At 33.2% G+C, this 22895-nt stretch carries 26 protein-coding genes; 21 read left to right on the forward strand and 5 right to left on the reverse strand.

Translation table 11 applies throughout. From position 1 onward, the window contains the following. The first annotated feature begins 189 nt into the window (after positions 1 to 189). A complete protein-coding gene (locus tag ACM55I_RS08800; RefSeq protein ID WP_416846393.1) occupies positions 190 to 717 on the forward strand; it encodes a hypothetical protein in 528 nt (175 codons plus the stop codon). A 25-nt stretch (positions 718 to 742) separates the two neighbouring features. Here the strand turns inward: ACM55I_RS08800 and ACM55I_RS08805 are convergent, their stop codons facing one another. Both ACM55I_RS08805 and ACM55I_RS08810 read right to left on the reverse strand, forming a co-directional pair. Beyond that, positions 743 to 1462 (reverse strand): hypothetical protein, encoded by a 720-nt coding sequence (locus ACM55I_RS08805; RefSeq protein WP_416846394.1) that lies wholly within the window; start codon positions 1460 to 1462, stop codon positions 743 to 745. A gap of 95 nt (positions 1463 to 1557) precedes the next feature. Next, a complete protein-coding gene (locus ACM55I_RS08810; protein ID WP_416846395.1) occupies positions 1558 to 2163 on the reverse strand; it encodes a hypothetical protein in 606 nt (201 codons plus the stop codon). 264 nt (positions 2164 to 2427) lie between these two features. Here ACM55I_RS08810 and ACM55I_RS08815 point away from each other — a divergent pair, with 264 nt between their 5' ends. The 6 genes from ACM55I_RS08815 to ACM55I_RS08840 all read left to right on the forward strand — a co-directional run bounded on the left by ACM55I_RS08815 (position 2428) and on the right by ACM55I_RS08840 (position 8297). Next, entirely contained in the window at positions 2428 to 2838 is a 411-nt protein-coding gene (locus tag ACM55I_RS08815; RefSeq protein ID WP_416846396.1) for a RidA family protein, read from the forward strand. 31 nt (positions 2839 to 2869) lie between these two features. Next, positions 2870 to 4126 carry a voltage-gated chloride channel family protein gene (locus tag ACM55I_RS08820; protein WP_416846397.1) on the forward strand — a complete coding sequence of 419 codons (1257 nt, stop codon included), beginning with the start codon at positions 2870 to 2872 and terminating at the stop codon, positions 4124 to 4126. A gap of 69 nt (positions 4127 to 4195) precedes the next feature. Further along, complete coding sequence (locus tag ACM55I_RS08825; RefSeq protein WP_416846398.1) at positions 4196 to 5200, forward strand: DHH family phosphoesterase; 1005 nt, start codon at positions 4196 to 4198, stop codon at positions 5198 to 5200. 3 nt (positions 5201 to 5203) lie between these two features. After that, positions 5204 to 5851 carry a gliding motility-associated peptidyl-prolyl isomerase GldI gene (gene gldI, locus ACM55I_RS08830; RefSeq protein WP_416846399.1) on the forward strand — a complete coding sequence of 216 codons (648 nt, stop codon included), beginning with the start codon at positions 5204 to 5206 and terminating at the stop codon, positions 5849 to 5851. A gap of 84 nt (positions 5852 to 5935) precedes the next feature. Next, positions 5936 to 7051, forward strand: coding sequence for a peptidylprolyl isomerase (locus tag ACM55I_RS08835; protein ID WP_416846400.1), 1116 nt, complete (start codon positions 5936 to 5938; stop codon positions 7049 to 7051). Between the two features lie 31 nt (positions 7052 to 7082). After that, positions 7083 to 8297: a peptidylprolyl isomerase gene (locus ACM55I_RS08840; RefSeq protein ID WP_416846401.1), complete on the forward strand. Its 1215-nt coding sequence runs from the start codon at positions 7083 to 7085 to the stop codon at positions 8295 to 8297. A gap of 389 nt (positions 8298 to 8686) precedes the next feature. On the opposite strand, the gene ACM55I_RS08845 is transcribed toward ACM55I_RS08840, so the two are convergent. After that, positions 8687 to 9127, reverse strand: a complete 441-nt coding sequence (locus tag ACM55I_RS08845; protein ID WP_416846426.1) for a hypothetical protein — start codon at positions 9125 to 9127, stop codon at positions 8687 to 8689. A gap of 731 nt (positions 9128 to 9858) precedes the next feature. On the opposite strand from ACM55I_RS08845, the gene xerA reads away from it, so the two are divergent. From xerA to ACM55I_RS08875, 6 genes are all read left to right on the forward strand, one after another. After that, positions 9859 to 10668 carry a site-specific tyrosine recombinase/integron integrase gene (xerA, locus tag ACM55I_RS08850; protein WP_416846427.1) on the forward strand — a complete coding sequence of 270 codons (810 nt, stop codon included), beginning with the start codon at positions 9859 to 9861 and terminating at the stop codon, positions 10666 to 10668. A gap of 125 nt (positions 10669 to 10793) precedes the next feature. Beyond that, positions 10794 to 11186, forward strand: a complete 393-nt coding sequence (locus ACM55I_RS08855; protein ID WP_416846402.1) for a hypothetical protein — start codon at positions 10794 to 10796, stop codon at positions 11184 to 11186. Positions 11187 to 11216: 30 nt separating this feature from the next. Next, positions 11217 to 11375: a hypothetical protein gene (locus ACM55I_RS08860; RefSeq protein WP_416846403.1), complete on the forward strand. Its 159-nt coding sequence runs from the start codon at positions 11217 to 11219 to the stop codon at positions 11373 to 11375. A gap of 171 nt (positions 11376 to 11546) precedes the next feature. After that, positions 11547 to 12272 carry a hypothetical protein gene (locus ACM55I_RS08865; RefSeq protein WP_416846404.1) on the forward strand — a complete coding sequence of 242 codons (726 nt, stop codon included), beginning with the start codon at positions 11547 to 11549 and terminating at the stop codon, positions 12270 to 12272. Between the two features lie 207 nt (positions 12273 to 12479). Then, positions 12480 to 13049, forward strand: coding sequence for a hypothetical protein (locus tag ACM55I_RS08870; protein ID WP_416846405.1), 570 nt, complete (start codon positions 12480 to 12482; stop codon positions 13047 to 13049). Positions 13050 to 13071: 22 nt separating this feature from the next. Further along, the gene (locus ACM55I_RS08875) at positions 13072 to 13752 is read left to right on the forward strand and encodes a hypothetical protein (RefSeq protein ID WP_416846406.1); all 681 of its coding nucleotides are present in this window, start codon (positions 13072 to 13074) and stop codon (positions 13750 to 13752) included. Positions 13753 to 13965: 213 nt separating this feature from the next. On the opposite strand, the gene ACM55I_RS08880 is transcribed toward ACM55I_RS08875, so the two are convergent. After that, the gene (locus ACM55I_RS08880; protein ID WP_416846407.1) at positions 13966 to 15501 is read right to left on the reverse strand and encodes an IS1182 family transposase; all 1536 of its coding nucleotides are present in this window, start codon (positions 15499 to 15501) and stop codon (positions 13966 to 13968) included. 162 nt (positions 15502 to 15663) lie between these two features. Between ACM55I_RS08880 and ACM55I_RS08885 the strand changes: the two genes are divergently transcribed. The 8 genes from ACM55I_RS08885 to ACM55I_RS08920 all read left to right on the forward strand — a co-directional run bounded on the left by ACM55I_RS08885 (position 15664) and on the right by ACM55I_RS08920 (position 22083). Then, positions 15664 to 16194 (forward strand): hypothetical protein, encoded by a 531-nt coding sequence (locus tag ACM55I_RS08885; protein WP_416846408.1) that lies wholly within the window; start codon positions 15664 to 15666, stop codon positions 16192 to 16194. Between the two features lie 2 nt (positions 16195 to 16196). Then, entirely contained in the window at positions 16197 to 16343 is a 147-nt protein-coding gene (locus ACM55I_RS08890; protein WP_416846409.1) for a hypothetical protein, read from the forward strand. A 279-nt stretch (positions 16344 to 16622) separates the two neighbouring features. Next, positions 16623 to 17177, forward strand: coding sequence for an REP-associated tyrosine transposase (locus ACM55I_RS08895; RefSeq protein ID WP_416846410.1), 555 nt, complete (start codon positions 16623 to 16625; stop codon positions 17175 to 17177). Positions 17178 to 17277: 100 nt separating this feature from the next. Beyond that, positions 17278 to 18015 carry an SRPBCC family protein gene (locus ACM55I_RS08900; protein WP_416846411.1) on the forward strand — a complete coding sequence of 246 codons (738 nt, stop codon included), beginning with the start codon at positions 17278 to 17280 and terminating at the stop codon, positions 18013 to 18015. Between the two features lie 257 nt (positions 18016 to 18272). Continuing rightward, positions 18273 to 18794 carry a MepB family protein gene (locus tag ACM55I_RS08905; RefSeq protein WP_416846412.1) on the forward strand — a complete coding sequence of 174 codons (522 nt, stop codon included), beginning with the start codon at positions 18273 to 18275 and terminating at the stop codon, positions 18792 to 18794. A gap of 423 nt (positions 18795 to 19217) precedes the next feature. After that, positions 19218 to 20672, forward strand: a complete 1455-nt coding sequence (locus ACM55I_RS08910) for a hypothetical protein (protein ID WP_416846413.1) — start codon at positions 19218 to 19220, stop codon at positions 20670 to 20672. Next, positions 20614 to 21279, forward strand: coding sequence for a CPBP family intramembrane glutamic endopeptidase (locus ACM55I_RS08915; protein ID WP_416846414.1), 666 nt, complete (start codon positions 20614 to 20616; stop codon positions 21277 to 21279). The genes ACM55I_RS08910 and ACM55I_RS08915 overlap by 59 nt, the downstream gene beginning before the upstream one ends. 105 nt (positions 21280 to 21384) lie before the next feature. After that, positions 21385 to 22083 carry a DUF6629 family protein gene (locus ACM55I_RS08920; RefSeq protein ID WP_416846415.1) on the forward strand — a complete coding sequence of 233 codons (699 nt, stop codon included), beginning with the start codon at positions 21385 to 21387 and terminating at the stop codon, positions 22081 to 22083. Positions 22084 to 22101: 18 nt separating this feature from the next. Here ACM55I_RS08920 and ACM55I_RS08925 read toward each other — a convergent pair whose 3' ends face one another. Further along, positions 22102 to 22704 carry a GNAT family N-acetyltransferase gene (locus ACM55I_RS08925; protein WP_416846416.1) on the reverse strand — a complete coding sequence of 201 codons (603 nt, stop codon included), beginning with the start codon at positions 22702 to 22704 and terminating at the stop codon, positions 22102 to 22104. Positions 22705 to 22895 lie beyond the last annotated feature (191 nt).

The raw sequence follows: 22895 nt of genomic DNA on the forward strand, positions 1-22895 counted from the left end.
ATTTTGAAAAATATTTATTTTTTTTTCAATAGGCTATTTATCCTATTTATTTATGCTTCAGAAAACGTCTTTTTTTGACAAAACGAATGATTTTTAAAATAAGAACAAAGAATCATTTAAGTACACATGAAATATACAGTCCCATTTTGAGTTAACCTTATATAATGAATACATAAAAATTAAAAAACAATGAAAATTAAAACATACGCAATACTTTCACTTTTCGCTCTTTTTATAGTTTCCTGTAGTGTTGTCGATAAATTATTGACTTTTACAGTATCCAACCAAACTAGTTTTAAAATAGCCAGTGGATTTCCCCTTAACCTCGCCACTGAAATAATCTCACCAGATGTCACTACGAATTCAAGTGCTGAGTTTCAAAATAACAATACAAAAGCTGATTTAGTAAAAGATGTAAAATTGACTGAATTAAAATTGACGATAACTGACCCAACGGACAAAACATTCAGTTTCTTAAAATCAATTCATTTGTACATTTCAACAGATGCTAATAATGAAATCGAATTAGCGTATTTAGATGATATTAATTCCACCGTAAATACTTTAAATCTAATTTGTACTTCCCAAAAATTAGACAAATACATTAAAGCTTCTTCTTACAAAATAAGAGCAAAAGCGGTTATCAAAGAATCCGTAACAAAAGATATAACTGTAAAATCTGAAATGAAATTTAAAGTTACTGCTGATCCGTTTTAACAAATCAGCAGTTTTCAATTGCGCTTTATTCTTTAATAATTACAAACTTCCCTTTTACTCCTGCATCCCAATTTTCCCAATAATCAGACTTAACGAGTTGTCCTTTGTCATCATAAATTTGAAATTCAGCGGTATTTCCGCCTAGCGCCCCTCTATTTAAAGCTTCTATTTCGAATGTATTTATTCCTTCTATAAGGAATATTTTAAATTCTTGATAATTTGCTTTCATTAATAATCTTTCTTGAACGACAGCTGCATTCATAGTAGCTTTGGCTAAATCCCCATCAATCTGTCCAAAATCACGATATTTAATTAAAAAGAATTTCGATTTCGTTCTAATCTCACCAAAATTGACATCAATTTTAACTAAAAGTCTTGAATCTTCTTTTAATCCCTCTTTGACTAATGTTTTCCCTAAATCCTTTTCCATTTTATCCATATAAACATCTCCTGGATTAGCAAAATCATTTTTTGGAGTCATGTTTATAGTGCTTGTTGCTCCAATTTTCAATACTGAACTAGGGGTTTTAATTTCAGGGCTTTTAAAAACATTTGGAGTATAAGTTGGTGGTATATCAGTTTCAGGAGGGATTGTTTTTTTAAACTTCGGACTTTTATTTATAGGTGGAATTGCTTTAAACTTTTTACTAAATTCAACCTGACTATAGCTTTTTGAAGAAATACCAATACTTATTATTATAAAAAAAAGAATCTGTTTCATATAAAGTGAATATTGATAAATCAATATTTATTAAAAATTTAAAACTAAAAACATAGTGTAAACAACAAAAATAGTATAAATTAATTTTATTTATTTATCGAATTGAAAAAAGAACATTCCTATTCTTTCATTAAAATTAATGTTGCTTTATAATCTATCCCAAGATTCCATTGACTGGCAGAAATAATTTTTCCTTTATCATCATACACTTCAAATTCTGCTGTATTAGGAGGTGCAAAACCTTCGTTCAACGCCTCAAAATCAATCTTATTAATCCCTTTTTCTAATTTTATCTCGAAACCTTTAAAATCGCCATCCAAAACAACCTCGTAAGCTATTACCTTATCATTCAAATACACTCTAATCTTATCTCCATCAACATAAGCGGCATCGCGATATCTTACTTTAGCAGTAAGAGAACCCGTTTTAAAAGTTCCTAAATTTTGATTTTTCTTATATGTAACAACTTCTAAATTTTCTGCTTTTTTAGTAATTTTCTCCGGATTCACAAAATTGACTTTTGGAACATCTAGAGGAACATCTAGTTTTTTTATCACTTTTGGAGCTGTAATTTTTGGTAAATCTACCTTTGGAGGAATTACTTTTTTTATTTTCGGTTTTATATTTTTTGGCGGAATTGCTTTAAATTTAGAGCTAAATTCATTCTGTGCATATCCGCTTAGGGACATACCTATAACAATAATTAAAAATAGAATTCTTTTCATAACTTTTTATATTAACTTATCAGTGCTTGTAAAACCAATGGTAACTAAACGCAAAATGGCGTAATTTCACTTTCTTTAATAACATTCAATTTCCAATTTTATTACATTTTAAATCATAAGATTTTCCAAAATTGATTTCTTGAAATTGAACTTTTTAATTAAAAATCAGTGCTTTTTATTTCTCATTTTTTTCTAAATTGCAAAAAATATACCAAAATTTAAATTAGGTTCTAATATTTTAAAAATCAGTTAAAAACAAACAAAATGAAAAGAGAAAACATATTGACAGGCTCACCATGGGAAGATAAAATGGGATATTGTCGTGCGGTACGTATTGGAAACATCATTGAAGTATCAGGAACAGTCGCTATAATTGATGGTGAAAAAGTAAAAGCAGACGATGCACATGCGCAAACGCTGAATATTTTGGAGCGCGTAGAAAAAGTGCTGGAAGACTTGAATGTAAGTATGAAAGATGTCATTCGTACCCGAATTTTCACTACTGATGTAGCTACATTTGAAGCGGTTGCTAAGGCTCACGCCAAATTTTTTAAAGACATTAAACCGACAACTGGTTTTTACGGAATAAATCAATTAGTTGCTCCCGAATATTTGGTTGAAATAGAATTTACAGCCATTGCTCCCGAAAAACCATTAGTTCAGGAAGGATTGTAATACTTTAGCAAAAAAATCCGACAGTTCGATAATGAATCTAGAAAACGCTAAAAAAATAATGCTTGTCACAGTCAAATGGATTTTCATTTGTGCTTTGACAGGCATTATTTCTGGATCAGCTTCCGCATTTTTTTTAGTGGCACTAGAATGGGTTTCACACTATAGAGAACACAACAACTGGCTCATTTGGCTCTTGCCAATAGGTGGTCTTATTATTGGCTTGTGCTATCATTATTACGGAAAGGATGTTGTAAAAGGCAACAATTTATTGCTGGAAGAATACGAAAATCCCCAGAAAATAATTCCGTTAAAAATGGCGCCGCTGGTACTTATTGGCACCTTAATCACGCATCTTTTTGGAGGTTCTGCAGGTCGCGAAGGCACGGCAGTACAAATGGGAGGTGCTATTGCCGATCAATTTACAAAACTTTTCAAACTTGATAATTCGGATAGAAAGACACTAATTATAATGGGAATCAGCGCTGGTTTTGCATCGGTTTTTGGAACACCACTAGCTGGAGCACTTTTTGCTTTGGAACTTTTATATTTCAGTAAAATCAGTTTCAAAAGCATTCCGTTGTCTTTTATAACCGCTTACGTCGCTTATTTCACCGTTGAATTCTGGGAAGTAAAACACACCCATTACAGTATTCCTATTATTCCCGAAATGAATTTAACCCACTTATTTTGGGTGATTCTTACTGGCCTATTATTTGGTTTAGCTGCTATGTTATTCTCCCGAAGCACACACTTTTGGGGTGCTTTATTTTCGAAAACTATATCCTTTCCTCCGCTTCGTCCATTTATAGGAGGAATAATTCTTACTTTAGCGATCTATTTTATTGGAACCACAAAATATATTGGATTAGGAATTCCTATGATTGTTGATGCCTTTTCGAACCCAAATACTCCCTACGATTTTCTTCTAAAAATACTGTTCACAGGATTTACACTCGGCGCAGGATTCAAAGGTGGCGAAGTAACACCGTTATTTTTTATTGGCGCCACATTAGGAAGTGCTTTATCGCTACTGGTTCCTTTGCCCATCGCACTTTTGGCAGGAATGGGATTCGTTGCGGTTTTCTCGGGAGCAACCCACACGCCTATTGCCTGTACGGTTATGGGAATGGAACTTTTTGGGATAGAAAGTGGTGTTTTCATTGGTATTGCTTGTATTGTCGCTTACTTTAGTTCCGGTTCCGTTGGGATTTACAAAGCCCAAATCGTAAAAGGTGCAAAATACCATTTGTACCAAAAAGTAAAAAGTACTGCCATGGAACTTTTATAACATTGTAAAAGTTTGTTAATTGTAGAAATGATTTCAACATTACATTAAAAAAATGTAATTTCGCAAACTATGAAAATACAAGACATTCAAGCGATACAGTTGTTATTATCAACTCCAAAAAAAATTGCAATTATCCCACACCGAGGTCCTGATGGCGATGCTATGGGCTCTACGTTAGGATTATATCATTTTCTATTAAAAAGCAACCATCATCCTGTTGTGGTTTCTCCAAATGAATTTCCTGATTTTTTAGCTTGGATGCCCGGATCAGAAACGGTAAAAATATACGAGAAAGACAAAGCCAACTGCACCAAAATTCTGGAAGAAGCGGAACTAATCTTCACATTAGATTTTAATGCTTTGCACCGCACAGGCGAAATGGAAACTGTTTTAGCTACCCTGAAAGCTCCATTTATAATGATTGATCACCATCAAAAACCGGATGATTACGCTACCTATACCTATTCAGATACTTCTTTTGGTTCCACTTGCGAAATGCTATACAACTTCATTTGTTTCCTTGGAAAAAAAGAGGCTATCGACAAAACTATAGGGACTTGCATTTACACCGGAATTCTAACGGATTCAGGTTCGTTTCGTTTTCCAAAAACAACCGGAGATACCCATAGAATTGTCGCTGAATTAATTGATTTAGGCGTCGAAAACACGGAAATTCCAAACTTATTATTTGACAACAGTTCTTTTGGACGTTTGCAATTATTGGGAAGAGCGCTTCAAAACATGAAAGTGTTAACGGAGCATAAAACAGCCTATACCACACTTACACAAGACGAATTAAACTCTTTTGATTACGTAAAAGGGGACACAGAAGGCATCGTAAATTACGGATTAAGCATTAAAGGAATTCTTTTTACGGCAATTTTCATCGAAAATAAAGAAGAAAAAATCATCAAGATTTCATTCCGTTCCCAAGGTGATTTTGATGTCAATCAATTTGCAAGAGATTATTTTCAGGGTGGTGGGCATCGCAATGCCGCTGGTGGAAAATCAGAAGTATCGATGGAAGAAACCATAAATAAATTTGAGGATTTAGTAAAAAAAATAACCATATAGTACATGAAAAACAGCAAATTAATCGCAGTTGTATTCTTTTTGTTCGTATTAGTTTCCAGTTGCAAACAACATCAGGAAGCCCGAAGACCTATTTCTCAAGCTTCCGGAACTTTCATGAAGAAATCTATAGTACGAAATAAAAAATTAATTGCCGGTGAGGAAGGGCAAATTAATGCTGTAATCAAAAGAAATCCTAAAGCTAAATTTATTGCTTCATCCAAAGGATATTGGTATTCGTATTCAATAAAAAATACGCTGGATACGCTAACACCTAAAAAAGGAAATGTCGCATTCTTTGATTATGAAATAAAAGATTTGAAGGGCAATATAATTTATTCCGAAATCGAATTAAGACCACAAGTGTATTATGTTGACAAACAAAATATCATGATGGGATTGAGAGACGGTATCAAATTAATGCACAAAAAAGAAAAAGTAAACTTCCTTTTCAACTCACATATGGGCTACGGTTATCATGGCGACAATAAAAAAATAGGTGCTAATCAGCCCTTACTTTGCATCGTGACTTTACATGATTTCATACCGGAAGCTGCATATAAAAAACAAAATGCAGTACAACCAGTAACACCTCCGGTTGTTAAACCCGAAGTTGCCACAGAAACCAAATCAAAAGATACTATAACACAATAAATTCAGCAATGAAATCGCTATGATTCAAAAACAATAATGAAGACTAGCGATACCAACCTTTAAAAAAACAAATATTAACTTCATATGAAAAAAAGCTTCCTATTCGTATTACTAGTACTAACCACATTGTATTCTTGCAAAGAAGAACACAACAATCTTCCTGATGGTTTATATGCTAAAATTGAAACCAATAAAGGAGAAATCATAGTACAATTAGATTTTGAAAAAGCACCAATAACAGTAGCCAATTATGTTACTTTGGCCGAAGGAAAAAACGAATTTGTCACCAATGAAAACCTTAAAAACAGACCTTTTTTCGACGGTTTGAAATTTCATAGAGTAATCAAAGAATTTATGATACAAACGGGAGATCCATTAGGAACTGGATCTGGAGATACCGGTTATAAATTCAAAGACGAGTTTACGGACTTAAAATTTAACAAAGGCGGTGTTTTGGCTATGGCCAATAACGGTCCGGCAACTAACAGCAGCCAGTTTTTTATTACGCACCTTGCAACACCTTGGTTAGACGGAAAGCACACCATTTTTGGACATGTTGTAGAAAAAGGTATGGATGTAGTCAACAAGATTGAGCAAAACGACTTCATTAACAAAGTGACTATCATCCGAAATGGTGAAGCAGCCAAAAAATTTGATGCCGTAAAAATATTCAATGATTATTTCTCTGTAGAATCTCAAAATCAAAAGAAAAAAGCAGCTCTCGATGCTGAAAATAAAAAAGTATACGACGAGAAATACAAAGCAGTTAGAGACCAAAAAGTAGCTTATTTTGCAGCTTTAAAAACCAAAGCAACAAAAACACCAACTGGCTTACAATATGTAATCACTAAAAAAAGTGGTGGTAAAAAACCCGTTAACGGTGCTACAATTTATATTCATTACGCAGGTTTTCTGGAAGACGGAGAACTTTTTGACGCAAGTATAGAAAGTGTCGCTAAAACTTTTGGGAAATATGATGAAAACAGAGCCGCTCAAAACGGTTACCAACCCATTCCTTTTCAAGCAGGAAAAAAAGATGGCATGATTCCTGGTTTCATTGAAGGATTGGAGAAATTATCTTTTGGTGACAAAGCCGTGCTCTTCATCCCGTCGAAATTGGCATATGGACCAGCTGGAGCAGGAGGAGTAATTCCGCCAAATGCCAATATTATTTTTGAAATTGAATTAATGAAACAATAACTAAAAACGTCAGACCTTAAATTATTACCCGATGAAATTTAAAATTCTAATTTTATTATTCTTAGGAATGTTAACTGTACATTCTCAAACTAAGAAGCCAGTTCCTGCCAAAAAGCCCGTAACTGCAGTCAAAACAGTTGTAAAAGCTCCAGTAGCTATCGAGGGGATTTTCGCAACAATTACTACCACCAAAGGAGATATTACCGTTCAGCTGGAATACAAAAAAACACCGGTAACTGTAGCTAATTTCATAGCCCTTTCTGAAGGGAAAAATACTTTTGTGGCAGATGAAAAACTAAAAGGAAAACCATTTTTTGATGGTTTGAAATTCCACCGTGTTATCAAAGATTTCATGATTCAAGGTGGTGATCCATCCGGAAACGGTTCTGGTGGTCCGGGATATGCATTCAAAGATGAGTTTACCGATTTGAAATTTGATAAAGGCGGTATTTTGGCTATGGCCAATTCAGGTCCAACCACTAATGGAAGCCAATTCTTCATCACACACAAAGAAACTCCTTGGTTGAACGGAAAACATACTATTTTTGGACATGTAACACAAGGAATGAATGTTGTAAACTCGATTGCTCAAGATGATGTTATAACAAAAATTACCATTACCCGAAAAGGAGCTTTAGCAAAACAATTTGATGCCCCAAAAGTATTCACAGACTATTATGGTAACAAATCCGAAGACGCTAAGAAACAAGCCTTAATTGATGCCGAAAACCAAAAAAAGCAAGCCGCAATTCAAGCGGAAGAAAAAAAAGTATATTTTGAAAAGTACGGTAGTGTTATCACAGCAAAAACAGATTATTTAAAAACGGCAAAAGTTACTGCTACAACTACAGCTTCAGGTTTAGCCTATAAAATAGTTCAAAAAGGAAGCGGTGTAAAACCTGCTGACGGAACAACTTTCTATTTTCATTATGCCGGTTATTTTGAGGATGGAACCTTATTTGACAGCAGTTATGAAGACGTTTGCAAAGCCTACGGAAAATACGATGCAAACAGAGCAGCACAAAACGGATACCAGGCCTTCCCTATTGAAGCGGGTAAAAATGAAGGAATGATTCCTGGATTTTTAGAAGCATTAAAACTATTGGCATATGGAGACAAAGCAGTGATTTTTATCCCATCAAACTTGGCGTATGGACAAAGAGGTGCTGGGGGTGTTATTCCTCCTAATACAAATCTTGTTTTCGAATTGGAAATGTTTGAAAAACAACCGGCTCTAAAACAATAAATTTAAAAAGCATAAACTAAACCACTATGGACTGAAAGTCCATAGATTTGGTTGGCAGACTTAAAGTCTGCACGGTTAAAACGAGAACAAAAAAATTAAACCGCAAATTCGCAAATTAAGCACACCAAAGCTGAATAAATAATTTGCGAATCCGGGGTGAAAATTTGTAGAGGCTAAAGCGAAATGCACTAAAAGTGCATAGTTTTAAACTATATTTGAGACCAATAAACAAACCCGACACGTTTTAATAACCTGTCGGGTTTTTTATGCTACCTTTTTAAAATTTAAAGTCTTACATGAACTTATATTCCTTCTATGTTTTAAATCTAACCACATAAGAAATATAAGTTCATCTAAGTTGTTGATTGCAGAAACAGCTATCTTAAATATTATTTCTTTCCGAATTTCCAGTCAAATTCATCTTTTTGATTAATAATCGCCCCAATCTCAAATTTCACAACCTCATCAAATTCCGTTTGAAAGATGATCCAATTTTCCTCATTGAAATAGTTTTCGAACGTGTCGAATTCTTCCTGCGTGAATTTAGTGATTCCTTTAGCAGCCAAATCTTTTTTGACATCACTGATTTTTCTATCGATCACTTTATACCCAAACAACTCCAGTTCCGGACTCGAAGCCACGATATACCCTAATTTGAAATCTTCCTCCACATAGAAAGTCAAACGCATTTTAAGTTTATTGTAGGCAAAAATCACATTATCATCTTCGTCCTTGTAATTCCTGTCTGGTTTGCCGTAAATAGCGGTTACATCATTTTGTTTCATTCCGAAAATGAGCTTGTCAATTCCGTTTTTTGGATTTATTTTCATATGTAGATAATATTTGTTTTTAATGGAATATGGTATCGCCAGATCTTCATTGGTGTTTGCGACAAATGTTGTCATGGCAATTTCATACGTAGTTTATATTTATTTTTTAAGGACTCGAGCCATAGCGAACAGGCGAAGCAATATGTATTTTGCATAGCGCTATCCGTGTTTATTTCGAACTTGCATTAGGCTCATTTCATATCCATTTATTTGACCACAAAGTTCGCAAAGTTTTTCGCAAAGTCCACTACCTTTTTATTTAAAAATTAGTGGTACTAAAACTCCAATCAGCCTTCCAAAATTAAGAATTTGGGCGTGACCCGCTGAAAAAATCGGGTCGGGCTATCCGTTTCAATATTTTATTCCGCTACGCTTCATAAAAGGATTTCCACTTTTATCCCTCACGCAAAAAAGCCACAATACCATAAGAACCTTTCGCTTAACAAAACAATATTTGTAAAAAAATTAGTATCTTTCAATCACAAAACCAACACCATATGACTTGGGCAGCAAAACTGATAAAACACAAAAGCGAAAATAGAATTGCCGTTTATTTTGAAAAAAATTAAGACCTGATTGCACGAATCAAACAAATAGAAGGTGCTCGATGGAGCCAACAAAAAACCGTTTGGCACATTCCGGATACAATTGAAAACAGAGTACGCTTTAAAATAGCCCCCCTAGCAAATTCTCTCCCTTCACTCGAGGGAATTGAACACATTACAAAATTCATACAATGGCTATCGTCAAAAAGATATAGTCCCAGCACCATAAAAACCTATAGCGAAGCGCTGAAATCATTTTTAATATTTTACCGTGAAAAGCAAATTGCGGAAATTACAAACGAAGATGTGATTATTTACAATAACGAATTTATTCTAAAAAACAATTTATCGGCATCGTATCAAAATCAAATCGTTAATGCCCTAAAACTATTTTTCAAAACAATACAAGATAAACAAATAATTATTGATACCATACATCGCCCTAAACGCGGGAAAATATTACCTAATGTACTGAGCAAAGAAGAAATAAAATTGATTCTTACCGTTTTAACAAATACAAAACATAAAACAATGTTGAGTTTAATTTATGCTTGCGGACTAAGGCGAAACGAACTTTTACAACTCACTTTTGAGGATATTCAAGCAGACAGAAAACTTCTTGTCATCAAACAATCAAAAGGAAAAAAAGACAGAATAGTGCCTATAAGCGATAAAATAATTGAAATGCTTAGAGACTATTACAAGGAATATAGTCCAAAGAAATGGCTGTTTGAAGGACAACGAGAAAATACAAAATATTCTGACAGAAGTTTAGAAGAAGTATTAAAAAAAAGCATTAGATTAGCTCAAATAAATAAGCCCGTAAGTTTGCATTGGTTGCGCCATAGTTATGCCACGCATTTATTGGAAAGCGGAACCGATTTGAGATACATTCAGGAACTTTTGGGACATAGCAGTAGTAAAACTACCGAAATATATACCCATGTAAGTACCAAAAGCATACAAAATATCAAATCTCCATTTGATGATTTATAAAAAAATAATACGCAACCCAAGTTGAGTATATACAATCAAAAAAGAGAGATATACTCATCTTTTTGCACAAAACCTGAGTATATAAACAAGTTATAGCCAATTTTAACCCTCATAAACGAGAAGCCATGGAATATGTAGATGTTGTCACTAGATTGTCAGCAAAAACTGGAATCGACAGAAATATTTTCTATCTTAATTTTGAAAAATGCGAAGAACTAGGTTTGGCAATTGTTGATAGTCATAAATCAAATCATTATTACCTTTCTAAATATGAATACTGGCAAAATTCAGAGTATGGAGGCTGGAAAAGTGTTGCTTTGTTTGTTCCGAAAGAAGTAATAGTTGAGTTCCTTGCTGTTTTAAATGAAGTATTACAAGAACTTGGCGAAGAAATTATAGATTTGAATAATATTCCTAAACAATTCAGTTACGTTACAGACGACGGAATGTTTAATATTTTGCTTGGTCAAAAAGAAGGAGATTATTATAGAATTGATTTTGCTCAAAGAAATAGATAAAAATAATATTAACCTTTATAAAAATAAATTATGTGTACAACTCAACCTGTTTTTCAAGTAAGCGTAAATGAACAAGTTACATATTTATGCGGAAAATGCCTAGCGGAACATTATATCGATTCAGAAGTTAGAATACTAAATGACAATCATGTTGTTGGAGAAACTTGTCAGTGTATTGTATGTGAATAATAAAAACTGGCTATAACAGCCGTTTGGCGAGATTGGGGTACTAGGCTTAATGGAAAGTTGGTTTTGTATTTGATAAATTTGTGTTTAACCTAAAAATCTCGCATCTATAATCCCCAACCTCGCCAAGCGCCGGAACGTTATGGGCAATAAACTAGCAAAATACTAACACATATGAATCTTTTTGACTATAGCAAATCAATCATAGAAAATATTTACTTTGTAAGTGGTCCTCTATTAGGAATTTTAGGTTTTTTTATTTTTCGCCAAATTAAATTGGCAAAAAATCAATTATTAATTTCACAAAAACAACTTGAAGAAAGTCAAAACCAAATAAGAATAAATTCATTAAGAGAAGCTGCAACTTTATCAGCAGATTTAACCAAGGAATATATTGACAATATAATACCAATGATAAATCAACTTAATGAAGTTAAAAAAGAGCTTAAATTTATTGATTTAGATTATGATATAAAAAATTTCACTAATGATGAGTTTAAAGATAATTGTAAAAATTTGAATGCTGCAATGAAAAATAGGCCTGATAGGATGACGACGCTTGAATTAGATATAATAAATAAGCTTGAATGGTTCTCTATATATTTTACAAAAGGAATTGCTGACGAAAATATTGCTTTTACATCTATCGGAAAAGAATTTTGTAAAACTGTTGAGTTAAAATACCCTATTATAACAATTTTAAGAGGAAGTAAGAATCCTAACAAAAGTTATGACAATTTAGTTGAATTATATAATTGTTGGAATACTAGAATTAAAACCTCTTTAATGAATTTTGAAAAGGAAGAAATCTCAAAAGAACTGCAAGAAAAAATTAAAAAGCTTGAAAAATTAAATTCCGAAGAACAAAATATTAGTAGCTTTAAACCAATTGGAACTTAATATTTACTGCCCATAACACACGCTACAAGCAATTTGGGTATTTGGCTTAATTTAAAGTAGGTCTTGTATCAGATAAATTTGTGTTTATCCGAAGAATGGGCATAATTTAGTCCCAAACTGCTTGTAGCGCGAGAACGTTATGGGCTAGTTTACCAAAAAAACGCAAATCAAAACATAAAAAAAATGAACTTTAAATCCAAATTTTCGATGAAAATAAAATTATTTTTATTCTTCACAATGATGCTAAATTCCTATAACATATATTCTCAAGGCGATGAATATTTAGATGCTGAAAAACTAAAAATGATATTTCACTCTGAACCAGAAGAAAAAGTAAATGAATTTATAAAAGTATCAACCGAATTACAGATAAAATTCAAATTAGAAGACGATAAGATTCTTCTTTTAAAAAACAATAAAAAATGCGTTCTAACAGGAGATATTTTTGATTATGTTTTAAATGAAAAAAAGAGCGACGTAATTGAAAAAATAGATAATTCAGTTACACAATGGAGAGTTTACTATAAATTGCAATCCAAAATTGCCGTAAGTCTAACAAAACATATCCAAGCATACAAATCACGTTTAATGACTAAAACTAGACTAATAACTTGGGAAAAAGACACAAAAGAATGTTTGGCTGTTCAAGAAAAAATGAATAAAATTCCATTCGCACATTCAAGTAACTTTTATTTTCAATTAGAAACTGAAGAAAACCAAGTTCATAGTGGAATATTGGACATTATGAATACAAGTCGGAATGTACTAGGAATATAAAAAATATTAATTAAAAACCTCAATGGATATTTTTACACTTAAAGATTATCTTAACCCAAAACTAAAAAAAATATGGGCGAATTATTATGAAAATGAAAACTCCATTGCGCCTATGTTTCCTGAATGTGTTTTAAAAAATCACGTTTTGTTTTTATCGCTAAATCCATCTTTACCGCCTTTTGTAAAAGATGTTGAGTATGGTTTTACACAATCAAATCCGTGGAGATTTTTGAACTCAAAAATTTCCTATGAAGAAAACGAATCTGTTCCTCATTTTAAAAAATTTTTTAAAATTCAGAATGAAATAAATGAAAATTGGACATTTCTAGATTTACTATATCTTAGAAAATCCAAGCAACTCGATATAGAAAATTCATATAAAACACAAAATGATAGAAATTTTATTTTAGAACAAGCAAAATTAACTCTCGATTTAATTACAGAAATAAATCCAAAATTGGTAATTGTTGCAAACAGTTTTACTGAAAAAATTCTTCACGACAAAAAACAAACTATATTCAATTTCAATGCAAGTTTAGATAACGATTTTGTATATCGTTATAACAATATTCCATTTATTACGAGAGAAAGTAAATTTTTAGGTAGTAGATTTTGGGATAGTGAAAAAAATAAAAATCGTTACGAAAATATGATTAAGGAAATCCAAAGAGTATTAGAAATAACGAACAAAACCAGCCCATAACACACGCTACAAGCAATTTGGGGATTTGGCTTAATGGAAAAATTGGTTTTGTATTTGGAATATTTGGCAAATCCGAAAATAGGGCTTAATTTAACCCCAAACCCGCTGTAGTGCCAGAACGTCAGGCTGTGAAAAAACCTTCTTTTTCCTATTGAAATCTTCAAATTGTCCTATTCTACAATTCAAATAAAGCCTTTTAAGAAAGTACTTTTTTTAAGCTACTAATTTAGTTTGAGAAATAAAGAACTCTGAATTTAGCTTTAAATACTCCGTTTTTAGACAAAACAAGACTTTTGCCTTGTAGGGTGAGTTCCATTTTTTGAGTTTGGCAATCAAATCGGGAACGCCCAGTATATTGATACTGCGTTTAATGTTATACACCAGCATAATCAGGCTGTGTTCTCCGTTTACTTTTTCTAGTCCCGTTAAATTGGTGTGGTTGTAGCCCCATTGTCGCTTGATGGTTCCAAAGATATGCTCGTTAATCTCTTGTCGTCTGCGGTAGAGTTGCGCATTTGCATGGTAACGCTTGTTGTTTTCTTCTACGGCATCGGCATATTGACTTCGGTCTATTTCCCGCCCTGCTGCTCTACTGGTACATAAAAACTTGACAGGACATTCTTTGCATTTGGAGCTTCGGTATTTTTTAAACTCATAGCTGTCTTTTAGGCTACTTTTCTTGTGCCATTTCCCTGTTGTATGGAGCGTTTCGCCTTGTGGACAAGTGTAGGTGTCAGTGGTTTGATCGTATTGAAATTTAGAGATCAGATAATTCTCGGTTATCCTTTCTTTATTTTTCCCTTGTTCTGGCTGTGCTACAATTGTGGTGATATTGGCAAGCTTGCAGATTTCTATATGCTTCCCGTTATGGTAGCCCTTATCCACCAAAGCCGTGTAGGTATCAATGCCCAGATTCTCTTTGGCCTCAATAGCAATGGCCGACAAGGCACTGCGGTCGTTGAGGTTGATGGTATGTGTGGCCACAACAAGATTATGTTTAGCATCGACTGCGGCTTGAATATTAAACGAAATTTCAACTACTTGCCCCTGAACCAGTAATGCTCTGGCATCACTGTCGGTAGTGCTTATTTGAGGTTCGCCACTTTCTTTTAATTTTTCTTCCAGTTGCTCATAACGCAATTTGTTCCCTTTCAATCGGTCTAACTTTTGTTGGATATTTTGGATTATAGCTGGGTTATCTTTGGCATCATTTTCTTCCAGAGCGTTTAGGTATTCTTGGGTTTTAGCTTCAATATATTCAAGATGTTTGTCAATTTTTTTTTGATTGAAATTGGCTTTTTTGCTATTGTGCGCACGGCTTTTGGTACCGTCGATAGCAATGGTTTCACCGCCTATTAAGTCAGCATCTTTCAAGAAGGAACCAAATAGTTTGAAAGTGTTTTTTAAAGCTGCAGGGTTGTTTTTTCTAAAATCGGTAATACTGTGGTAATTGGGACGAATATCCTCTAAAAGCCATTGCATTTCAATGTTTCTGAAACATTCCTTTTCTAAATCGCGCCCACTTCTGATGCCGTTGAGATAACCGTATAAATACATTTTTAGAAACACTTCGCTATTGAAACTCGGGCGCCCCTCGGTCTTCAGCGTTTTTATAGCAAAATTGAGTTTAGAGATGTCAATATATTCGACAAAGGCATCTATAAATCGCACCTGATTATCGGGACTTATGCTATCTTCTAAACTTGAAAAACGCATTTGTTGACGGGAAATACCTGTGATATGTTGCATTCTTAAAAATACGAAAAATCCTGTTTATTTACTACTGTTTTACTATATTTGTTTGTAACAACAACGAAGGTTTTTTCACATACTGACGTTGTAGGATATACGCCCAAAAATGAGTAGATACAAAAACTTCTAAAATTAGATTATATTCATTAAATTAGCTGAATGAATCAAGAAGAAGAAATAGGACTAGATTTTGTAATTGACAAGCTAACAAATTCAATAGAAAATGTGATTACTGGAGACAGTTTTCAGACTGAAATTTCTATTCTTCAAAACTCTGATTTAAAATCTGTAACAAAGAAAAATGGTTGGTATTTTAATTGGAGTGAAGAATTTAAAAATCCAGTTAGAGATATTTATAAACTTACAATTTCTGGAAACTCTAAAATTATTCAAGGCCTTGTTAGTTTAGAAGTTAAATCTGACCACGTTTATATGCATCTTGTAGAAAATGCTCCATATAACAAAGGTCAAACAAAAGTTTATGCTGGTGTAGCTGGCAATTTAGTTGCATATGCTTGTAAATTATCTTTTCAACGTGGACACGATGGAAATGTTTCTTTTCTTTCGAAATCACAATTAGTTGAGCATTATGAAAAAACATTAGGAGCATTTCATTTTGGTGGTAGAATTATGATAATTGAAACAAAATCAGCCCTGAAATTAATCAATAAATATTTTCAAAATAAATAATTATGAAAACTAAAAAATTAGATTTAGAAATTGATACTATTGGTGGATTAAGTTCTTTAACATTAGCTGAAGAAAAAGCTTTGAGTGATTTCTTTAAAAAGAAAAAATCAGTAAAAAAGACAGCGGGAAAAAAGAAACTTAACACCTAGTAAAAGTACATCCTACAATCGAGTAGACGGCTCCGCCAGAAACTGACGGAGTGCGCCTCTCACACCACCGTACGTACGGGTCTCGTATACGGCGGTTCGCAAAGTGATGGGTTGAGTTCCATGTAAATCTCCAACATTGATTGATAGCCTTTCTTCTTAAGTCGCAGTAGAGTAATTGTAGTGGTTAGAAACCCGACCGCGCTGATATACCACAATCGTTAGCGCAGTTTTGCAAACTGTGCCCACAAAAGTGAGCAAATAATAGAAATAACACAAAAAATGTCAACTAAGTACAAAGCCACAACAACCGAAGAAGCTTATTTTATTACCATTACCACAATGGGTTGGGTTGATATTTTCACACGATTAAATCAAAAACAAATTATTATACAAGCATTACAATATTGTCAAGTTCAAAAGGGCTTAGAAATCTATAGATATTGTATTATGCACAGCCACATTCATTTGCTTTGTAAAGCAACAAATGGTTTTATATTATCTGATGTGATGCGTGATTTTAAAAAATATACATCTAAAAAAATTATTCAGACTATTATTGAAAAACCGGAAAGTAGAAGAGAATGGATGCTGGATTATTTTAAAAAGGCTTGTGAGCATTTAAAACGAGAACAACAATACAAGGTTTGGCAAAACGGCTATCATGCTGAACATATTTATAGCAATAAATTTATAAAACAAAAAATGGAGTATATTCACAACAATCCTATAAAAGACAAAATTGTAACGCTAGCAGAAGATTATTATTTTAGTTCCGCGAGAAATTATGCCGGATTAGAAAATGAATTAAAGGTGATTTTATTAGATTTATTTTAGTTGCCAATTGGAATGGGCACAGTTTGCAAAACTGCGCTAACGATTGTCTGTAAATACAAGCAATCGGGTCAATTTTTGAAATCGCAAAAATCAAGAACATATGAAAATATTTAATAGATTAATCCTTTTAAAGAAAACCAAACGGAAATGGGTTTCAATAATAATTACAGTCCTAGTTTCTGGGAATTTATTGCTTTGGGGAATTTATGGAATCGGTGAATATGGAATTGCACTTTTTATACTAACACCATTTTTAATTGGATTTTGTTCGACATTACTTTATGGTTACAAAAACAAAATAACAAGAAGCGAGGCAATTTGGATTGGATATATAGCACTTGCAATTTGTACGCTTGCTTTAATTGTATTTGCAATTGAAGGGTTAATTTGTATTGCAATGGCAGCACCAATAGGTATTTTATTAACTTGGATTGGAAGTTTGACAGGATATTGTTTATTGCAAAAATCATCTTCTTCTACCCCATCAATTTTATTAATTCTAATTGGAATTATTCCGTTAACTTCATTTGTAGAAAATAAAATCAAACCAGAATTAACTTCAGTAACAACATCGATTATAATAAATGCTAAACCTATGGAAGTTTGGAAAAACGTAATTGAATTTCCACAATTAAATGAACCAACTGAATTTATATTTAAAACCGGAATTGCTTATCCTATCAACGCTAAAATTATTGGAAGCGGAATTGGTTCCGTAAGACATTGCAATTTTACTACTGGACGTTTTATTGAGCCTGTAACCGTTTGGGATGAAGGGAAATTATTGAAATTTGACGTTCTTGAACAACCTGCACCAATGAAAGAATTTAGTTTTTAGAATATCAACGCACCACATTTACACGATTATTTTGTATCGAAAAAAGGTCAATTTAAATTAACCGAATTAAAGAATGGGAAGACTTTACTTGAGGGAACTACTTGGTATTATCACAATATAAAGCCTGCCTTTTATTGGCAAGAATGGAGTGATTTAATAATTCATAAAATTTATGATAGAGTATTAATTCATATAAAAAAGAATTCCGAAAAACCGTAAAAAAGATAAACTAAGCTATACTCATAAAAATAAAATTAATGCTCACAACTGCAATCCCTAACACTCTTCTAGAAACCAAAACCCTTGTTTTTGATCCCTGTGGTTTTGAACTTACAAACCCATTACTCGAAAAAGAAAGCAAGGAGTATAGTGCCTATCAATTTGAACTTAATGCATTAAAAATACTATTTCGCGTGGCAAAAATTACACCTACAAAAGTGGGTCAATTCGTCACGGTATGGAAAAGAATAGGAAAAGGACCTATTCAGCCTTTTGACCTTTCAGATAACATTGATTTTTTCATTATCAATACTCGAAGCGGGAATCATTTTGGCCAATTTGTATTTCCTAAATCCGTGCTTAGTCAACAAGGAATCCTTAACACTGATTTGAAAGAAGGCAAACGCGCGATTCGCGTATATCCTCCTTGGGATACCACCACAAACGAGCAGGCTCAAAAAACTCAAAAATGGCAATTGGATTATTTCTTGGAAATCCCTTTAGAAAAACCCATAGATTTAAACCGAGCCAAACTCCTTTATTCCCAGGAAATTAAATAACAGTAAAAAGTAATCGTCTTTAAGTAATTCAAAACAAGGTTTGTTTTTTTACATAAACGTACTACACAAATTTATTTTTATAATATACTGATTTTCAGTTGCTATAGTCAAGAATTATTTTTAATTTAGCTTTAGTTAAGGATTTCACAATTTTATGAATCCTATCCTATCCCCAAAATCTTATTATTATTTAAAAGTTAGACAATTTTAAAAATTCGACTAACTTATTAAGTTAAATCAATTATTTAAAAAATGATGGGTACTAACCACTCATTGTTTTTTAGCACTCATTTTTAGCAGTATCAATTTCAGTAGCCCCGTTTTATTTTAATTCGTTTTGCAGTAATTACCTAAAGGAAATAAGTGCGTTCCATCTATTTTCTAGGTTGCTAACCAAACTATAAATACATAAACCACTACGTTATGAACACCTTTAAAGATCGTGTAAGTAATGAACCTAAACCGTTTAACTGGTTATCCATTTTACTCGTCGCAGTACTGTTGGTAGTATTATTTTGGGCTATTTCTGAATTTAAAGGGGAACATCGTTTTGCTGTTGTGAAATTTCATGGCAAAGGGGACGCCACCAACCTTTCAAAAAATTATGGCTTAGTTCAATTTCCTTCCAATAAAAAAAATTATGGGGCAGTACTTGCCGAAAAAGGAGATGTATTAGGGTTTAATGACCTTACTATTTCTTTTAATGATGTGATGAATGATTCTTTTGAGATTAATGATTCCGGAGATTCCCTTGTTTTCGTAAACGGAAAAGTAAATACCATCATAGTTGCGGAAAAAGCAAATCTTATCCCTTGGTTTCAAAAAATGAAAGCAAGAACAATTGATAACTTAGAAACCATCTATTTTAAATCAAAAACTCCCGCAAGTTACATTCCTTATTTAAAAAAAATAGCCCACTTAAAACCCAATACCGCTTTGTCATTTGAAGAAAATGATTCTCCAATTATAATTGAGAATTACATCAAAGTGGCTGATTTTTTCACACCTCATTTTATAAGAGCGTCTTTAAAACAAAATCAATTATCATTATTGGCACATTGGGAAACCACTGAATGCCTGCATCTGAACCTATTGGATTCTATAATTACGGCTACAATGCCCACTATGCCTACCTTAAAACAATGCATTATCAATGGTGGTGCTATCAAATCCATGAATGCTGCCTTTTTTCAAAACAATCTACAACTAGAAAAGGTAAGTTTATTAGCCTGCGTGGCTGATTATTCCGTTTTGAAGCCTCTCAAAAATCTGGAGCAGCTAATCATTACTAATTTTGGCTGTAAAGGAGATTTGGCAACATTAAAAAACAAGTTTTCTAAACTTTCCGTATTGATTGTTTCGGGCATTTTTACGAATATTGATGTCTTTAGTACCTACAAAGACATCCGATGGCTTGGACTTCCTGAAAATATTACGCAAAAACAATTCGATACCGTAAGTGCACAATTATCGAGTTTACAAGTTCTGGAAATAAACGGAAATGATACTGTGAAAAATTTATCTGCTTTGCAAAAATTACCCAATCTCAGGGGACTCGTAATAACAGATACCCTAACGGATAAACAATCCCTTCTTTTATTAAAACAATTGAGATACTTGTCCATCCCTGAGAAAAATAAGGCCGACAGCACCTATGTACAAACGCTGAAAAAGAGTTTACCCGGTTGCATCATTGTTCCTAATACAGGAGCATGTATGGGTTCCGGCTGGCTGCTTTTATTAGTGCCCACTGTATTTTTATTCAGTTTAGTTTTTCCAAGAAAATTATTGAAGAAATCTTTTAAAAGAAACAAAAAAAATGGAGCATTCAGAACAAACAAAAGCGATACCCAGACGAACCAAAAAAGCAGTGCTTGATGCAGTCGTTTGCAGTGCTGAAATCATGGTGTTTGCCTATTTAATTACCTATCCTTTTCCAATGAAAGCGGTAGCTTTTATTCCTTTGGTAATGGTAGCTTTTATTATTAGCCGGGATATCAGTTCTCCTTCGGTTGCATTCCGATTTTTATTTAGGAATCTTTTTTCTCTAAAAATGCTGGTACAAATTGTTATTGGACTTGAATTAGGTATCATAGCCGCAATTTATTACAGAGGCAATCTGGGAATGTCTATTCTACCTGCGGTAATCCGACCATTTGTAGTAGTGGCAGCAAGCGTCGCTATCATTGAAGAATTGGTTTTTCGTGGTTTCATACAAGGTCAAATCAGTAAGCTAAATACCGATTTTGCAATGGTATTTGCCGCTTTTGCACATGCATCTTACAAAGCTTGTCTATTTCTTTCGCCGGCAGCAATACCGCAACAACACCTTATATCTTATTTTATATGGTCCTTTGGAGCTTATGCTGTACTTGGTTTTTTAAAGAATTATTCAAAAAGTATTGTGCCAGTCATTATAGCACATGTCATTTTTGATTTAATCGTTTATGCTGAAGTCCTGCAAGCGCCTTGGTGGGTATGGTAATTAATGAAGTAAACTTAAATTAACAACACGAATTAAGGGTTGAAAATCTATTTTTTTTATGTCTAATGGCATCTCCAAAGTCTTAATTCATATAAACTAAATTCTATGTGTTTTTCAGCTAGTGCCAGTTTTGGGGCGGGTATTGTTCTTGCAGCGATAAGTGTTGCGGCAATAAAAAAAGTGCAAAAACCTTCTCAAATATATTTTGCCGGTATTCCGATTATTTTTTGTGTGCAACAAATTGCCGAAGGCTTTTTATGGTTAGCATTAACCAAACCGTTTTTTGCTCCATTACAAGAAATCACCACCTACACTTTTTTGTTTTTTGCACAAGTGGTCTGGCCCTTATGGATTCCTTTTGCATCATTGAAACTTAAGAAAGAAGAGGAAAACGTTCTTTTCCAATGGATTCTGGTTGTAATTGGCCTCTCAGTAGCTTTATATCTCGGGTATTGTTTGGTCAGTTATTCTGTTGAAGCCAAAATTATTGGGCGTCATATCTCTTATATCCAACGGTATCCAATTGTTTTTGGTAGTTATGGAGACCTACTTTATATCATTGCCACTATTGCTCCTCCCTTATTTTCAGATATCAAAAAAATGTGGCTCTTAAGTATCTCCATTATGATTTCTTACCTCATTACAACCATTTTGTATCTTGATTATATCGTTTCGGTTTGGTGTTTCTTTTCTTCTATTATTAGTATCTCTGTACTAATCGTTATGGACGAAATTAAAAACCCCAGTAAAAAGCAATCTAAATATTATTATAAGATTGAACACACCAAAAAAACAAGTATTTAAATTCCTGACCTTTAGTTTTTACTCTATTTTTTTCTTTAAGTTTTCTTTCGCGCTATCGAACCATTCATTCCTGAGAATACTCAAAATAATACTGTCTCTACGAACGTCACTTCCTAAAGTGGGCATGTGATTTCGCATAACGCCTTCTACAGTACAACCAATGCTTTTCATGGCAGCAATACTTCGCTGGTTGTTATTGTCTGCACGGAATTCGACCCGTTCCATTCCAAGGGTTTCGAAAGCAAATTGCAACAGCAAAAATTTACAGCGTTTGTTGAGTCCCGTTCCTCTGAAATCTTTACCGTACCAAGTGTAGCCCAATTGCAAGGTTTTGAATTCCAAATTAATGTCGTAAAAACGAGTGCTTCCTGCGTATTTCCCAGACTTTTTATCGAAAACTATAAAGGGGAATTCGGTTTTATTTTCTTTGGCTTTTAAGGCTATTTTGATGTAGTTTTCCAGATTTTCTTTACCGTTTGCACGCACTAAAGAATATTCCCAGGTTTCGGGTTCGTTGAGGGATATTTCCAATAAATTTTCGACATCCGTTTCCTGCAAAGGACGCAGTAAAATTGATTCGTCTTCGAGAATTGTATTTTGTGGGAATTGAGAAATAGACATGATTCTTTTTTGGGCTAATTTATAAAAAAATGACTATACCAATTATGAGTCTCGATAAATCTAAAACATTTAGTACATTTTTTTAAACAGATAAGGAGTATAAGTTCATTTAAGTTGGACTCTTTTGAATTCATAAATAATCACTGATGCCTTAGCCCAGATAAAAGAGAAAAGCCCACAGTATAAAACAC

The organism is Flavobacterium algoris, assembly GCF_048158525.1.
GTDB classification, from domain to species: Bacteria; Bacteroidota; Bacteroidia; order Flavobacteriales; family Flavobacteriaceae; genus Flavobacterium; species Flavobacterium algoris.

What these genes read in the sequence shown, in the direction of transcription:
- ACM55I_RS08800 (WP_416846393.1), top strand. Translation starts at nt 190, where the DNA reads ATGAAAATTAAAACATACGCAATACTTTCACTTTTCGCTCTTTTTATA.
- ACM55I_RS08810 (WP_416846395.1), bottom strand. Translation starts at nt 2,163, where the DNA reads ATGAAAAGAATTCTATTTTTAATTATTGTTATAGGTATGTCCCTAAGC.
- ACM55I_RS08815 (WP_416846396.1), top strand. Translation starts at nt 2,428, where the DNA reads ATGAAAAGAGAAAACATATTGACAGGCTCACCATGGGAAGATAAAATG.
- ACM55I_RS08820 (WP_416846397.1), top strand. Translation starts at nt 2,870, where the DNA reads ATGAATCTAGAAAACGCTAAAAAAATAATGCTTGTCACAGTCAAATGG.
- ACM55I_RS08825 (WP_416846398.1), top strand. Translation starts at nt 4,196, where the DNA reads ATGAAAATACAAGACATTCAAGCGATACAGTTGTTATTATCAACTCCA.
- gldI (WP_416846399.1), top strand. Translation starts at nt 5,204, where the DNA reads ATGAAAAACAGCAAATTAATCGCAGTTGTATTCTTTTTGTTCGTATTA.
- ACM55I_RS08835 (WP_416846400.1), top strand. Translation starts at nt 5,936, where the DNA reads ATGAAAAAAAGCTTCCTATTCGTATTACTAGTACTAACCACATTGTAT.
- ACM55I_RS08840 (WP_416846401.1), top strand. Translation starts at nt 7,083, where the DNA reads ATGAAATTTAAAATTCTAATTTTATTATTCTTAGGAATGTTAACTGTA.
- ACM55I_RS08845 (WP_416846426.1), bottom strand. Translation starts at nt 9,127, where the DNA reads ATGAAAATAAATCCAAAAAACGGAATTGACAAGCTCATTTTCGGAATG.
- ACM55I_RS08855 (WP_416846402.1), top strand. Translation starts at nt 10,794, where the DNA reads ATGGAATATGTAGATGTTGTCACTAGATTGTCAGCAAAAACTGGAATC.
- ACM55I_RS08860 (WP_416846403.1), top strand. Translation starts at nt 11,217, where the DNA reads ATGTGTACAACTCAACCTGTTTTTCAAGTAAGCGTAAATGAACAAGTT.
- ACM55I_RS08865 (WP_416846404.1), top strand. Translation starts at nt 11,547, where the DNA reads ATGAATCTTTTTGACTATAGCAAATCAATCATAGAAAATATTTACTTT.
- ACM55I_RS08870 (WP_416846405.1), top strand. Translation starts at nt 12,480, where the DNA reads ATGAAAATAAAATTATTTTTATTCTTCACAATGATGCTAAATTCCTAT.
- ACM55I_RS08875 (WP_416846406.1), top strand. Translation starts at nt 13,072, where the DNA reads ATGGATATTTTTACACTTAAAGATTATCTTAACCCAAAACTAAAAAAA.
- ACM55I_RS08880 (WP_416846407.1), bottom strand. Translation starts at nt 15,501, where the DNA reads ATGCAACATATCACAGGTATTTCCCGTCAACAAATGCGTTTTTCAAGT.
- ACM55I_RS08885 (WP_416846408.1), top strand. Translation starts at nt 15,664, where the DNA reads ATGAATCAAGAAGAAGAAATAGGACTAGATTTTGTAATTGACAAGCTA.
- ACM55I_RS08890 (WP_416846409.1), top strand. Translation starts at nt 16,197, where the DNA reads ATGAAAACTAAAAAATTAGATTTAGAAATTGATACTATTGGTGGATTA.
- ACM55I_RS08895 (WP_416846410.1), top strand. Translation starts at nt 16,623, where the DNA reads ATGTCAACTAAGTACAAAGCCACAACAACCGAAGAAGCTTATTTTATT.
- ACM55I_RS08900 (WP_416846411.1), top strand. Translation starts at nt 17,278, where the DNA reads ATGAAAATATTTAATAGATTAATCCTTTTAAAGAAAACCAAACGGAAA.
- ACM55I_RS08905 (WP_416846412.1), top strand. Translation starts at nt 18,273, where the DNA reads ATGCTCACAACTGCAATCCCTAACACTCTTCTAGAAACCAAAACCCTT.
- ACM55I_RS08910 (WP_416846413.1), top strand. Translation starts at nt 19,218, where the DNA reads ATGAACACCTTTAAAGATCGTGTAAGTAATGAACCTAAACCGTTTAAC.
- ACM55I_RS08915 (WP_416846414.1), top strand. Translation starts at nt 20,614, where the DNA reads ATGGAGCATTCAGAACAAACAAAAGCGATACCCAGACGAACCAAAAAA.
- ACM55I_RS08920 (WP_416846415.1), top strand. Translation starts at nt 21,385, where the DNA reads ATGTGTTTTTCAGCTAGTGCCAGTTTTGGGGCGGGTATTGTTCTTGCA.
- ACM55I_RS08925 (WP_416846416.1), bottom strand. Translation starts at nt 22,704, where the DNA reads ATGTCTATTTCTCAATTCCCACAAAATACAATTCTCGAAGACGAATCA.